This window comes from Halalkalibacter sp. AB-rgal2 (assembly GCF_041821005.1).
Classification (GTDB): Bacteria; Bacillota; Bacilli; order Bacillales; family Bacillaceae_D; genus Halalkalibacter.
In genome coordinates, this window is record NZ_JBGUAV010000007.1 from 78,211 (window position 1) to 90,479 (window position 12,269).

At 39.4% G+C, this 12,269-nt stretch carries 16 protein-coding genes and 1 pseudogene; 10 read left to right on the forward strand and 7 right to left on the reverse strand.

The features are described from left to right. Positions 1 to 21: 21 nt before the first annotated feature. Positions 22 to 597 (reverse strand): YhcN/YlaJ family sporulation lipoprotein, encoded by a 576-nt coding sequence (locus tag ACERJO_RS07850; protein WP_373647139.1) that lies wholly within the window; start codon positions 595 to 597, stop codon positions 22 to 24. 289 nt (positions 598 to 886) lie between these two features. On the opposite strand from ACERJO_RS07850, the gene ACERJO_RS07855 reads away from it, so the two are divergent. Beyond that, on the forward strand, positions 887 to 1,204 hold the full coding sequence (locus ACERJO_RS07855) for a YutD family protein (protein WP_247106225.1): 318 nt from the start codon (positions 887 to 889) through the stop codon (positions 1,202 to 1,204). A 290-nt stretch (positions 1,205 to 1,494) separates the two neighbouring features. Here ACERJO_RS07855 and ACERJO_RS07860 read toward each other — a convergent pair whose 3' ends face one another. Both ACERJO_RS07860 and ACERJO_RS07865 read right to left on the reverse strand, forming a co-directional pair. Next, on the reverse strand, positions 1,495 to 1,752 hold the full coding sequence (locus tag ACERJO_RS07860) for a cytosolic protein (RefSeq protein WP_247106224.1): 258 nt from the start codon (positions 1,750 to 1,752) through the stop codon (positions 1,495 to 1,497). Between the two features lie 232 nt (positions 1,753 to 1,984). Continuing rightward, positions 1,985 to 2,251: a DUF3055 domain-containing protein gene (locus ACERJO_RS07865; protein WP_247106223.1), complete on the reverse strand. Its 267-nt coding sequence runs from the start codon at positions 2,249 to 2,251 to the stop codon at positions 1,985 to 1,987. Positions 2,252 to 2,366: 115 nt separating this feature from the next. Between ACERJO_RS07865 and ACERJO_RS07870 the strand changes: the two genes are divergently transcribed. The 3 genes from ACERJO_RS07870 to ACERJO_RS07880 are packed head-to-tail and all read left to right on the forward strand — an operon-like array spanning position 2,367 to position 4,304. Then, on the forward strand, positions 2,367 to 2,819 hold the full coding sequence (locus ACERJO_RS07870) for a DUF86 domain-containing protein (RefSeq protein ID WP_373647140.1): 453 nt from the start codon (positions 2,367 to 2,369) through the stop codon (positions 2,817 to 2,819). Between the two features lie 58 nt (positions 2,820 to 2,877). Continuing rightward, positions 2,878 to 3,510, forward strand: a complete 633-nt coding sequence (locus tag ACERJO_RS07875) for a helix-turn-helix transcriptional regulator (RefSeq protein WP_247106222.1) — start codon at positions 2,878 to 2,880, stop codon at positions 3,508 to 3,510. Between the two features lie 17 nt (positions 3,511 to 3,527). Next, complete coding sequence (locus ACERJO_RS07880) at positions 3,528 to 4,304, forward strand: TIGR01457 family HAD-type hydrolase (protein ID WP_373647141.1); 777 nt, start codon at positions 3,528 to 3,530, stop codon at positions 4,302 to 4,304. A gap of 66 nt (positions 4,305 to 4,370) precedes the next feature. Here the strand turns inward: ACERJO_RS07880 and ACERJO_RS07885 are convergent, their stop codons facing one another. Beyond that, positions 4,371 to 4,868 carry a phosphatidylglycerophosphatase A family protein gene (locus tag ACERJO_RS07885; protein WP_247106220.1) on the reverse strand — a complete coding sequence of 166 codons (498 nt, stop codon included), beginning with the start codon at positions 4,866 to 4,868 and terminating at the stop codon, positions 4,371 to 4,373. 76 nt (positions 4,869 to 4,944) lie between these two features. Between ACERJO_RS07885 and ACERJO_RS07890 the strand changes: the two genes are divergently transcribed. Both ACERJO_RS07890 and yutH read left to right on the forward strand, forming a co-directional pair. After that, positions 4,945 to 5,073, forward strand: a complete 129-nt coding sequence (locus ACERJO_RS07890) for a hypothetical protein (protein ID WP_260505919.1) — start codon at positions 4,945 to 4,947, stop codon at positions 5,071 to 5,073. A 192-nt stretch (positions 5,074 to 5,265) separates the two neighbouring features. Continuing rightward, on the forward strand, positions 5,266 to 6,300 hold the full coding sequence (yutH, locus tag ACERJO_RS07895) for a spore coat putative kinase YutH (RefSeq protein ID WP_247106219.1): 1,035 nt from the start codon (positions 5,266 to 5,268) through the stop codon (positions 6,298 to 6,300). Here the strand turns inward: yutH and ACERJO_RS07900 are convergent. Further along, positions 6,278 to 6,586, reverse strand: a pseudogene (locus ACERJO_RS07900) (transposase); the annotation flags it as partial. The gene yutH and the pseudogene ACERJO_RS07900 overlap by 23 nt on opposite strands. 185 nt (positions 6,587 to 6,771) lie before the next feature. On the opposite strand from ACERJO_RS07900, the gene ACERJO_RS07905 reads away from it, so the two are divergent. The 4 genes from ACERJO_RS07905 to ACERJO_RS07920 are packed head-to-tail and all read left to right on the forward strand — an operon-like array spanning position 6,772 to position 10,330. After that, a complete protein-coding gene (locus ACERJO_RS07905; RefSeq protein ID WP_247106218.1) occupies positions 6,772 to 8,067 on the forward strand; it encodes a homoserine dehydrogenase in 1,296 nt (431 codons plus the stop codon). Positions 8,068 to 8,070: 3 nt separating this feature from the next. Further along, a complete protein-coding gene (gene thrC, locus ACERJO_RS07910; protein WP_373647142.1) occupies positions 8,071 to 9,135 on the forward strand; it encodes a threonine synthase in 1,065 nt (354 codons plus the stop codon). Continuing rightward, positions 9,132 to 10,052: a homoserine kinase gene (gene thrB / locus ACERJO_RS07915; RefSeq protein WP_373647143.1), complete on the forward strand. Its 921-nt coding sequence runs from the start codon at positions 9,132 to 9,134 to the stop codon at positions 10,050 to 10,052. Before thrC ends, thrB begins: the two co-directional genes overlap by 4 nt. Before the next feature lie 38 nt (positions 10,053 to 10,090). Beyond that, a complete protein-coding gene (locus tag ACERJO_RS07920) occupies positions 10,091 to 10,330 on the forward strand; it encodes a transcriptional regulator SplA domain-containing protein (RefSeq protein WP_373647144.1) in 240 nt (79 codons plus the stop codon). Positions 10,331 to 10,506: 176 nt separating this feature from the next. Here ACERJO_RS07920 and ACERJO_RS07925 read toward each other — a convergent pair whose 3' ends face one another. Both ACERJO_RS07925 and ACERJO_RS07930 read right to left on the reverse strand, forming a co-directional pair. Next, positions 10,507 to 10,746: a NifU family protein gene (locus ACERJO_RS07925; protein WP_247106214.1), complete on the reverse strand. Its 240-nt coding sequence runs from the start codon at positions 10,744 to 10,746 to the stop codon at positions 10,507 to 10,509. Positions 10,747 to 10,867: 121 nt separating this feature from the next. Continuing rightward, the gene (locus tag ACERJO_RS07930) at positions 10,868 to 11,935 is read right to left on the reverse strand and encodes an NAD(P)/FAD-dependent oxidoreductase (RefSeq protein ID WP_373647145.1); all 1,068 of its coding nucleotides are present in this window, start codon (positions 11,933 to 11,935) and stop codon (positions 10,868 to 10,870) included. Positions 11,936 to 12,269: the final 334 nt, after the last annotated feature.

The following is a 12,269-nucleotide window of genomic DNA, read 5'->3' on the forward strand; positions in this document are numbered from 1 at the left end:
AGTTGGACAACCCTTCTTTCGTTAGTCAGCCTCTTCGTCGTAGTTGCCTTGAGGAGATTGCTTAAATAATTCAATGGTTTGTTCAATGGAGTCTTGAACGTTTGAATTAGCGCTTAACCCTTGGAATCGTTCAATCTCATCAAAGTGATGTTCATTATCTGAAATGTATACATCATAATAATGAGGAACGATAGAGATAGCTGAACGTTTAACTTGATCTGCGGTAAGTTCTCGGTCCTCTGATGTCGAAGAATAGGCGACGAGAGCGTATTGATCAGTGACAAGAGTTGCAGCTTCTTCAACATCGTTATTAGTTAAAACTAGTCGTGTAATGCTATCTGAAAGCTTTTCACGATTAACATAAATAATCTCTTGCTGCTGACCATTTGGCTCAACATCATGTTTGTTGTAACGAACATAGCTGTAATCGTTAAAGTCGCCAACACTCATGCGGTTATAAGGTTGTGTTCCATGGTTTTGTTGAGTTATTTCACGATCCATTTGAACACGTTGCATCGTTTGCGGATCATCGGCTAAGTGACAGCCTGAGAAGATAAGTAGACACGCTATCAATAGTATGGTTTGCTTCGTTTTCAAAACGATCCCTCCTTTAGTTTCAGAGTGCCCGATAAATGATTTTTTAAACGAAAAGGATGGATGTCTTTCTCAGTGGTAAATGGTGGAAATATTCATTCGATTGATGCGAAAGCTCCGTACGTTAAATGTTGATCAGAAAGAAGCACACTTGTATCATTATCATAACTGCGCAAGATGTCTCTAAGAAAGAAAGTTATGCATGGTTCTTAGCTAAGAAAAGAGCTGGCTGTTGACTTCGCTTTCATATGGTATAATTCAAATCAGAGTGAAGGATTGAGGTGAAAAAAGTATGGTTCGATTGCAGGGGCTACAATTTGAAGTCATTGAAGATGTAAAAAATGGTTGGGATGAAGAGGCCTTTAAGGAACGATACAGTGATGTTTTAAATAAGTATGATTACATAGTTGGTGACTGGGGTTACAGTCAATTAAGGTTACGAGGATTCTTTGAGGACAAGCATAAGAAATCGACATTTGATACAAAGATTAGCACACTTCCTGATTACTTGTATGAATATTGTAATTTCGGATGCGCTTATTTCGTAATTAAACGAGTGAAAGATAAAAGTAAGCCAAAGAAAAATAATGGCGCTGCAATTTCCTCGTAGTTTCGTCTTGCAAAAGGTTGCAACCAAATTTATAACGGAGATAGGTTAAAATAAATTCGTTTCAATTATGAAGGTAGTGATCGTTGAGCGATTTTTCTTGTAGGCTTATAAGTGCTATTTAAAAAGATAACTATGAAATAAGGTTAAGCAAGAAAAGAGAATGTTGGCTTACTCGTGGGTGGCTCCATATGTGAAACGGTAGGATGAAAAACGAGCACGTTCATCCTACCTCCAAACTATTGTTACGTCTCATCACGGCATAATTAAGAAAAGTACGCTGCGCGCTTTTCTTAGCCATCATGTGTTGGATGGGCTCCAGGGTCTTTTCGCGGGTTGTTCTCGTGTAATGATTTATTTTCGTAATTAAAGGCGCTATAAGGACGTTGACCTTTCTTAAAGGGTGTTGTTTTATTGGAAACGGGCTTTTCCTTATTGAAAGGTGATCCATATGGGCCTTCAGGTGTCTGTTCTGGTACGAGAAAATTTCTCATTGCTTCAACATTAGCGAAATCTGAGTAATCTTCCTGTCCTTTGTTGTCTTTCTCCATCGCGAAAGCACCTCCTTATGGTTAGCGTACCCAAAGGAGGTGCTTTTCAAAAGATCATGGTGAGTGAAATAAAGGAAAACGGATTCGCACAATTAGATAGGATAAGTATTCCTATTGTAAAACTAAGTATGGAAAACTCTTTAAACGTTTAATCCAAGTGGTGTAAGTGGGATTCATGGGAGGACGTCGCTTACTCACGACGTAATGAAGAAAAGACGCTACCGCGTTTTTCTTATATGACTTCATATAGAAATGATTTAAGTTCCTTTGCTTCTTCATTATTAAGGTTGAAGATAGTTTCTATATAATTTGGTTCGTCTAAATCGTCTTGACCAAGGATCGCAAAACGGTTTGATTGAATATCAAGGACAAGCTTCTTCCCATAGTAACGACTTGATAGAATAATGGCTAAATCAAAGCGGCTTGCTTCACCCATAAAGCTAACAAAACGAGTCCTCGTTTCTTCGGTATCATCATAAAGAAAAAAACGTTCAGACATCTTATGACCTCCAGTTTGTCATAGTTTCTTATTTACAATAGCTGAAAAGGTGCACGTTTGCAATGAAATGCAAGAGAAGATTGACGGAAAAATAAAACGTAAGGAGATCGAATGTATGTATTTTGTTGATCGAAATCTAATTGAGGTAGCATTAACGTATATGGAGTCATCGATTGAACATTTAGAAAAATTAACGGATATAGAGGAGTCATTTACGGAACAGCTTGCACTTGAAAGAATTGCAATGATTGTGATTGAGTCGATTATTGATGTCGGAAATAGTATGATTGATGGATTTATTATGCGCGATCCAGGAAGCTACGAAGACATTGTTGATATTTTGGAGGATGAGAAGGTTATTGATCACATACAAGCTAACCATTTGAAAAAAATTGTCAGCAAACGAAAAGCTCTTGTACAGCAGTTTCAAAAAATCAATCATCAGAGTTTGCAGGAGCTTTTAAATGGGCATAAAGATGCACTGTTAAGCTTTCCTACTCAAGTAAGACGTTACCTTATTCAAGAGCTAGGCCCTGTATCTGCATTTATTCCCAAGCAAGATCAATAGTCTAAGCTTCCCTTTTTGTGTTACAATTGCTAACAATAAAAAAAGGATGGTGAACGCTGTGAAAAAGGAAACGTCGACTCGTCAATTAATCCTGTCCATACTAAAACGGAACGAGGAGCAAACGATAGCCGACCTTGCTAACAAACTAGGTATTACTGAAATGGCTGTTCGCCGTCATATAAAAGACTTAGAAAAAGAAGAGATCATTGAGTCTTGTTTGAAACGTCAAACAATGGGACGACCAACATATATCTATTCCTTAACTGAAAAAGGAAAAGAGTCATTTCCGCGAAATTATAGTGACTTGTCAATTGGAATATTAAAAGACATTGAACAGCTTAGTGGCAAGGAATTAGTTGATCAAGTATTTGAAAAAAGGCGAGATCGTCTTTTTACGAATTATGCAATAGAGATGGATGGAAGCTTTAAGGAGCGCATTGAAGCGCTGGCTCGTATTCAAAGTGAGAATGGTTACATGGTTGAATATAAGGAAGTAGAGGATGGCTCATTTGAATTCACTGAATATAATTGTCCTATTGCTCAAGTAGCAAAGGAATATCCGGTTGCATGTAAATGCGAGCATGAATTATTTAAGAAGCTTTTACAGACAGATGAGGTTGAACGTACGTCGTGTATTGCGAAGGAAGGTTCTACTTCATGTGTTTATAAAATTAAAGAACAGCGAAAATGAGTGGAGTGGTTAATGGAATGACAAAAGCATACAAAGGCTATTTAATTGACTTAGATGGAACGATGTATCGAGGTAGTGAAAAAATCCCGGAAGCGATTGAATTTGTGAAGGAACTAAAACAGCAAGAGATTCCTTATTTGTTTGTCACGAATAATTCGACAAAGCCTCCTGCAGATGTTGCGAAGCACTTGCGCGAAATGGATGTGCCGGCTGAGGAAGAGCATGTATTTACAACAAGTATGGCAACAGCAACATATATTAGTCAAATCAAAAACAATGCAAAGGTTTGTATGGTTGGAGAAGAAGGGCTTAAATTAGCATTGCTTGAAGAAGGTCATGAACTAGTAGAAGAGGGAGCAGAAATCGTTGTCATGGGGCTTGATCGACAGATTACGTATGAAAAGCTGGCGAAAGCAGCATTGAATATACGTGCTGGAGCAACGTTTATTGCAACCAATGGGGATGTAGCGTTACCGACAGAGAGAGGACTTGTACCAGGAGCCGGGTCACTAATATCGGTGTTGTCAGTTAGTACAGGTGTTACACCAACGTTTATTGGGAAACCAGAAGCAGTCATTGTCGAGCAAGCGTTAGATGTAATGGGTTTAACGCATAAAGAGACGATCATGGTTGGTGATAATTATCATACAGATATTTTAGCCGGTATTCGTACACAAATGGATACATTGCTTGTTTATACAGGTGTTTCAACAAAAGAACATGTTGCAACGTATGACGAGCGGCCTACATTTGAGATCAATTCATTATCTGAGTGGGGTATCGTGAAATCATAATCTCATGAAAAGAACCGCGTGTCCTGTTTAGGATGTGCGGTTCTTTTGTTTAAGTATCGCGCTTTTCTATTCGGTATTGGCTGCACTGTGTGCAAGCCTACTTGATGCTGCTGCTGCTATCGCTCCAACAATATCATCTAAAAATGTATGACACTTCCCTGAGTTTTTATCATTTAGGTGTTCTAAAATACCCGGCTTTTGTTTATCAATATAACCATAGTTTGTAAAGCCTATAGAACCATACACATTTACGATTGATAGAGCGATGATTTCATCAACGCCATATAACCCCTCGTCTCTTCCGATAATATCTTGAAGTGGCTCTTCAAGCTTCTTTTGTTCGGCCAAAATATCAAGCTGAATACCGGTAAGAACGGCATTTTGTACTTCGCGTTTACGTAGAACTCGATCTACATTCTCTTTGCAGTCTGCCATTTTCAAGTCAGGGTGGTATTTTGCTTGTAAGTAATACACGAGTTCAGCGATATCATCTAATGTTACCCCTCGTTCATTAAGTAATTCCCGTGCCTTCTTTTCTACAACGTCCATTTGTCTGTTAGTCATTTGTACACCTCGTTCTCCTTGAAAGTTAAAAAGTAAAAAATCCTAGAAGAGGTTGTTCAAAAAGGAAGATTTCCTTTTGGATGACCTCGAAGCAATGAGAGTAGTCGCTACAAGACGCGTAGCGAACGGAGCCATTGCCACTTTGGTGCTTTTTGAACAGGCTCTAGAAGTTAAAATCATGGGAGGTAAAAGCTTATTCGGTTAGAGCTTTGGTTTCGTTCGTTATACGTTTGGGTGAATAAACCCTAGTGTTTCTACACACCAGTTAAGGAAGGATATAGCAGCCTTCATTGTTCATTGTGACAGAAGAATTATGTTTAGTCTACTGTGCACATACACAATTTATTCACACTAGGCATAGACTGAAAAAGGAATGCCTAGATTAGGAGGGGTGTCGATGTTTGAACGTATGATTTACGATGCTTATGGAATTTATTGCGAAGGACGATTCTCATTAAAAGGCTATGATGGATTTTATACGGGGAATCAATCGTACTTACTTTTTCCGAAAGAAGATTGTTTAATTAGTGAAGAAGAAATGCTCGGATATGCGAATTATGTTCGTTCGCTGGGAGATTATTCTGTTCTTGAGCCATTAATGACAAAGTACAATAAGCGAATTGCATTAGTAGAAGGACAAGAGGTTTATGTTAGTCCGCTGCCCAATGAACGTTCGTCTTCAGTCGTACGAATTCAATCAGAAAAGGAAAGAGGTGCACACTTAGCTCAATTGCATCATTATGGAAAGAGGCTCTCATATTCGAAAAACAATGAATTTTTTGGTCAATGGCCTAAGCTTTGGGAGGCTAGACTAGAACAATTAGAAGGCTGGTACCAACAAATCCTTTACACAGGTCCTCAATCAGAGGTCGATCAGGCATTTTTGTTTACGTATCCTTATTTCATGGGTTTGACTGAAAATGCGATTCAGTATGCTGTTGATGCCACGTTTGATGATCCGAGTCGTGATCATGAAACACCCACTATTGCACACCGTCATTTCTCAGAACGAACATGGTTAACGATATCAAAAGATGGGACGATTGTGAAACGGCCAACGGAGTGGCTATATGATCATCCTTGTCGCGATCTAGCCGAATGGCTACGTGATCAACGACTTCGAAATGAAACGTTCCCATGGGAAAAAGCAAATGAATTTTTATCTGGATATGAGCATGTAGATTTATTATCAAGCTATTCAAGACGATTGTTGTATGCCCGCCTATTATTTCCACTTCACTATTTTGAGGCAGTTGAACGGTTTTATTCGGCTCAGGTGAAAGAAGAACGAATGCAAAGAGGTCAACATCTAATGCAAATCTTAATGAATGAGGGAAGTAATGAACAATTCTTAAAGGATTTTGCAGCATACTACTTACAAACAAGAACAGAGGCAGCGTTAACTATTCCTACTCTTGAATGGTTAGGTTAAAGGATATGAGAAACAAATGATGTGATTTTAGACCACTAAATACTTTAGTGGTCCCAGACCGTAGATAAAACGCCTTTGAGAATCACTTCTCAAAGGCGTTTCTACGTTATTTCGTCTGTTCTTTGTTGGTGACACTGGAGGATGTGTGTTTCTCGAGTGTCAGTTGGCTAATTTTTTTAGGTTCATGGCAGCAAAAACAGGCATTCCTGCATTGAATTTTTTCTAATCCTTTCAGGTTGGTCCAACGCAAACCATGCTTTTGTTTCAGATCTACAAAGACACGTTCGCTATTCATTTACTTGTCATATGGAATCATTTAATATAAAGAAAGCGCATTCTCGTATTTTTTCTAATTTTATCGAATTTGTCTATTGTAGTTCCTTAAAAAGAGGTCTATAATGTCCTTTATAGATAAACATTTGTTCATTTTAGAAATACAATATATAGAGTGGCGAGAAGGAGTGTAACAGAATGGCAGCAGAAGTGCGTGTTGGTTTAATTGGATTAGGTACAGTAGGTTCAGGTGTGGTTTCGATTATTCAAAGGCACCAGGATGAGTTACGTCATCAAGTCGGTTGTCCTGTAACAGTGAAAAAAGTAGCTGTACGTAATCTAAATAAACAAAGGCCTGTCCATATTGACTCAGATATGATGACTGATCAAATTGAAGATGTTTTATTCGATCAAGAAATTGATGTTATTATAGAGGTAATGGGTGGAGTCGATACGACAAGAGAGCATGTGCTTAAGGCGCTGCAAAATGGAAAGCATGTCGTCACCGCTAACAAGGATTTAATGGCCGTACACGGTGCAGAGCTATTACGTGTAGCTTCTGAGAACCATTGTGACCTTTACTATGAAGCGAGTGTAGCGGGTGGTATTCCAATTATTCGTGGTTTGAGTGATGGACTATCGGCTGATCGCATTAAGAAAATTATGGGTATTGTAAATGGAACGACTAATTACATTCTGACGAAAATGTCTCAGGATGGAAGCTCGTATGATGATGTACTAAAAAAGGCTCAGGAGCTTGGATTTGCTGAAAGTGACCCAACAGCAGACGTTGAAGGTCTTGATGCAGCAAGAAAAATGGCCATTTTAGCTACGCTTGGGTTTTCAATGGATGTAAGTCTTGATGATGTTAGTGTAAAAGGAATTTCATCTGTTACAGAAGAAGACCTAGATTACTGTGATCAACTTGGGTATACTATGAAGTTAATAGGCTTAGCGCAGCGTGATGATGGTCGTGTAGAAGTAAGTGTAGAACCGACACTATTGCCGAAGCAGCATCCATTATCCTCCGTGCATAATGAGTACAATGCGGTTTATGTATATGGTGAAGCGGTTGGTGAAACGATGTTTTATGGACCTGGAGCAGGATCATTACCAACAGCGACTGCCGTTGTATCTGATTTAGTCTCTGTAATGAAGAACATGCGCTTAGGTGTTTGTGGTAATTCAATCCAAGAACCGTTGCATAAGCGAACGTTGAAGGAAGACAAGGAAATTGACTCAAAGTATTTCTTACGCTTACGTGTGGTTGATAAAGCGGGGACGTTCCAAGCTGTTACAAGCTTGTTCGCTAGTTATGATGTCAGCTTTGAGAAGCTGCTACAATTGCCAATTGAAGGTGAAGAAGTAGCTGAAGTGATTGTGATCACCCACCATACAAACAAAGAAAATAATTTAAAGCTTTACAAAAAACTATCTGAGCTTGATGTCATTGAATCGATTGAAAGCTGCTATCGTGTTGAGGGAGGAAAATAAATCATGAGTCGTTGGAAGGGATTACTTCAAGAATACAAAGATTTTTTACCAGTAAATGAAGAAACACCATTATTAACATTACAAGAGGGAAATACACCACTTGTACCACTTATCCACTTGTCGAAGGAGTGGGGGGTTGATGTGCATGTGAAATATGAAGGGGCAAACCCAACAGGATCATTTAAAGACCGTGGAATGGTTATGGCGGTTGCTAAGGCAAAGGAAGAAGGTAGCGAAGCGATTATTTGTGCGTCAACAGGAAATACATCAGCTGCAGCTGCTGCATACGGTGCAAGAGCTGGGTTAAGATGTATCGTTGTTATTCCTGAAGGGAAAATTGCATTAGGAAAGCTTGCTCAAGCTGTTATGTACGGAGCGGAAGTCCTTGAAATTCAAGGTAACTTTGATAATGCTCTTGATATTGTTCGTGAAATTAGTAAGACAGAACCTATTACTCTTGTAAATTCAGTCAATCCCTATCGGATTGAAGGGCAAAAGACGGCAGCATTTGAAGTGTGTGATGCGTTAGGAAAAGCGCCGGATGTATTAGCGATTCCTGTTGGAAACGCTGGAAACATCACTGCTTATTGGAAAGGGTTTAAGGAATACCATGAGAAAAAAGGAACAGGCTTACCAGAAATGCGTGGGTTCGAGGCAGAAGGTGCTGCTGCTATCGTACGTAATGAGGTGATCGCAGAGCCAGAAACGGTGGCAACGGCGATTCGTATTGGGAATCCAGCAAGCTGGAATCAGGCTGTCACAGCATCAGAGGAATCTAACGGAAAAATTGATTATGTAACAGATGAAGAAATTCTTGAAGCGTATCAACTGTTAGCGAAGAGTGAGGGTGTATTTGCAGAGCCTGCTTCTTGTGCCTCAATTGCTGGTTTGATCAAACAAATTAAGTCAGGTGAAATTAAAAAAGGTTCAAGTGTTGTATGCGTCCTAACAGGAAATGGATTAAAAGATCCAAATACGGCGATTGATGCGGTTGCGGTTAAGCCAACCTTATTACCAAATGATCGTGAAGCATTCCTTTCCCATCTTAAGGGTGGTGTATCATCATGAGCCAAGAGCCTTTTATGATAAAGGTTCCGGGAAGCTCAGCGAACTTAGGTCCAGGTTTTGATTCGGTAGGACTTGCGGTTAATCGTTATTTAACACTTGAAGTTCAACGAGCGAATTCATGGTTGTTTACATCGTCCTCATCTGGACTTGAAGACGTTCCGAGTGGAGAGGATAACTTAATTTGCGAAGTGGCCTTACATGTTGCAAAGGAATTAGGTGGAGTGTTACCGCCTTGTGAAGTCAATATGATTAGTGATATTCCATTAGCTCGTGGCCTGGGAAGTAGTGCAGCAGCGATTGTAGCCGGAGTTGAGCTAGCTAATCAGTTACTAGGAGAACCGTTAACCTTAGAGGAGAAGGTGCGTTACGCATCTTTGTGGGAGGGACATCCTGATAATGTAGCTGCTTCTGTTTATGGGGGACTTGTCATTGGCACACATACAGAGGAAGCAACGGATGTCATTTATGGGGGGATTCCTGAAGTGGATCTTGTCTTACTCGTGCCTTCAGAGGAATTGAAGACGAAGAAGGCAAGAGGAGTTCTGCCAACTGACCTTACTTATAAAAGCTCTGTGCGAGCGAGCAGTGTAGCGAACGTACTTGTTGCTGCATTACTACAAGGGAATTGGCAACTTGCAGGAAAGATGATGACAGAAGATTTATTTCATCACCCTTATCGACTCGCACTCGTACCTCATATGGAGGAAGTCATACGAGTCGTTCAAGAAGAAACGATTGCCTATGGAGTCGCACTTAGTGGAGCTGGTCCTACAATGCTAAGTTTAGCGCCAATGAATCGTGGAGAAGAGTTAAAAAAACAGCTCCAACGAACATTCCCATCATTAGAAGTACAAGTGATGCAACCAGCAGTTGCTGGTATTGAAGTGCAATGGGAATCCTTACACGCAAGTGAATAATGAATGATTAAAGCGGGCATCCCTATAGAAAAAGGAGGATGCCCGCTTTGTTATCTTTAAATGAACTAGTAGAAGGTCAACAAGTGTATGTTATTTATCAGAACCCACATACCCCTACCGTTTCAATGATACAAGAAGCAACGATTGCAAGAGATCCAGAAAACCCAGAAATGCTTTCATTGTTATTATATGACTTCTATCATCCAATCGAAGAAGATGATGCGATTTTTGCGACGTATGAATCGGCAGAATTACTCTATAATCAATTCATTATGTAAATAAGAAGCAAGGAGAAACGTTAGCCCGATATAAACTAAACTCTTTCCATAAGAAAGAGAAAATTCGATCGCTGCCGGGATTTCATGAAAAAAAGGAGCCAATGCGTGAACATTGGGCTCCTTTTACTCATTAATTGAAGGTAGCATCGCACCATAAAAGACGAAATTGTCTATGATTAGAATACTTGCTCGATTTCTTTTACTCCTGGTACTTCCTCAAGAAGAGCGCGTTCAATACCTGCCTTCAACGTAATGGTTGAACTTGGGCAAGAGCCGCAAGCACCAAGAAGACGTACTTTGACAATGCCATCTTCTACGTCAACAAGCTCAACATCTCCACCATCTCGTAATAAGAATGGACGAAGCTTATCTAATACTTCTTTCACTTGTTCTATCATTTCAGTACTTGTTGCCATATGGAACAACTCCTTTCTATACTCTTTATTATAAAGGTCTAACGAAAAAAAATCCATGAATCTGCTTTTTTTTTGAACAGAAGCTCTTATTAAATTTTTATTATTAGGAGGTAAGAAATTCCTATGAGCCAGAATGATATTTATACATCCATAGAACTCCACTCTTTAAGACACGTGGTACTCGCCCTAGTAATGTGCGCTCTCCCATCAGTCCGAAGCCATGTTTTTTTCCTAAAGAACCTAAAACCCCTTTGAGCTTAATTTTGGGTAACTGTTCAGGTAGTGGTTCATTATTCCATTGTTTCTTTAAAATCGTGACAATTTGCTCTCCCTGTCCTTCAGCGAGCTGCGCGCTCGGAGCATGAGGTAAGCTAGCGCAATCCCCTACAACAAAAACGTCTTCATCTGTCGGAAGAAAATGCTGTGGAGTGAGTACAATTCTATCATGTGCGTCTTTTTCGACATCTAGATTACGAACGACTTCTACAGGCTGAACGCCTGCTGTCCAAATAATTGCATCACTTTTTATTTGCTCATCATGGTTGTATAAACCATCTTCCTCAACTTTTGTAATATTTGATTTATTTATAACTTCAACACCGTGCTCAATAAACCAATCTTGTACATATGTGCTTAATTTCCGTGGAAACATGGAAAGGATAATTTCACCACGATCAAATAATTTAATCGTTAAATCCGGTCTGCTTTCACGTAACTCACTTGCTAATTCTACTCCACTTAAACCTGCGCCGACAATTGAAATGATCCCATTTGGTTGAACGTTATTGATCGCTTCATATGTCTTACGAGTTGCATCCATAGACTGAATACTATGAGTAAATTCCTTTGCACCAGGAACGTTGTGATATTTATCTTCACAGCCAAGGCCGATGACCAGCTTGTCATACGTCAGTACACTTTCGTCTTTGAATTGAATCTGCTTGTTTTGAAGCTGAATAGAAGTGACTGTTCCATAACGAACGGAAACACGTTGGTCATCAGGAAAGGCAACACGTAAGTTGTGGTCAGCCGCTGTACCAGCAGCAAGTGCATAGTATTCAGTCTTAAGACAGTGATAGGGGAGTCGATCAACTAATATAATTTCAATCTTGTCTGGTAAGTCTTGAAGTAAGCGCTGGATAATTCGCATTCCACCATATCCACCACCGAGGATAATTATTTTCTGCATAAGAGTCTCCTTTGACATGAAAGTGAAAGTAAGAGAATTGCAAACGATTAACTATAAATGAGTATCTTTACTTAATGATATTGTCAGTTTGATTATATCAAGTTGAGATAAAATAACAACAAATTGATGAACTTTTTGATTATTATGTGTATTGTGATAAAAGATCATTTAAATTGAAGAGAACTGAAAGAGTACAAATCAATTTTCCAGTGCCTGTGATAGACTAGCAATCTGCACTCGTTGCTCGCTTCATATCAAGCTTTTCAAAATAGGCAATGGTTTCGCTCATTGCTAAAAGGGCACCAAAAAAGTTAAAATATAAACATTTTCAGTG

Excerpts from the sequence above, each read along its gene's own strand:
- ACERJO_RS07920 (WP_373647144.1), top strand. The coding sequence starts at position 10,091 with ATGCCCGCTTTGTTATCTTTAAATGAACTAGTAGAAGGTCAACAAGTG.
- ACERJO_RS07905 (WP_247106218.1), top strand. The coding sequence starts at position 6,772 with ATGGCAGCAGAAGTGCGTGTTGGTTTAATTGGATTAGGTACAGTAGGT.
- ACERJO_RS07860 (WP_247106224.1), bottom strand. The coding sequence starts at position 1,752 with ATGGAGAAAGACAACAAAGGACAGGAAGATTACTCAGATTTCGCTAAT.
- ACERJO_RS07885 (WP_247106220.1), bottom strand. The coding sequence starts at position 4,868 with ATGACTAACAGACAAATGGACGTTGTAGAAAAGAAGGCACGGGAATTA.
- ACERJO_RS07865 (WP_247106223.1), bottom strand. The coding sequence starts at position 2,251 with ATGTCTGAACGTTTTTTTCTTTATGATGATACCGAAGAAACGAGGACT.
- thrC (WP_373647142.1), top strand. The coding sequence starts at position 8,071 with ATGAGTCGTTGGAAGGGATTACTTCAAGAATACAAAGATTTTTTACCA.
- ACERJO_RS07925 (WP_247106214.1), bottom strand. The coding sequence starts at position 10,746 with ATGGCAACAAGTACTGAAATGATAGAACAAGTGAAAGAAGTATTAGAT.
- ACERJO_RS07880 (WP_373647141.1), top strand. The coding sequence starts at position 3,528 with ATGACAAAAGCATACAAAGGCTATTTAATTGACTTAGATGGAACGATG.
- yutH (WP_247106219.1), top strand. The coding sequence starts at position 5,266 with ATGTTTGAACGTATGATTTACGATGCTTATGGAATTTATTGCGAAGGA.
- ACERJO_RS07870 (WP_373647140.1), top strand. The coding sequence starts at position 2,367 with ATGTATTTTGTTGATCGAAATCTAATTGAGGTAGCATTAACGTATATG.
- ACERJO_RS07855 (WP_247106225.1), top strand. The coding sequence starts at position 887 with ATGGTTCGATTGCAGGGGCTACAATTTGAAGTCATTGAAGATGTAAAA.
- thrB (WP_373647143.1), top strand. The coding sequence starts at position 9,132 with ATGAGCCAAGAGCCTTTTATGATAAAGGTTCCGGGAAGCTCAGCGAAC.
- ACERJO_RS07930 (WP_373647145.1), bottom strand. The coding sequence starts at position 11,935 with ATGCAGAAAATAATTATCCTCGGTGGTGGATATGGTGGAATGCGAATT.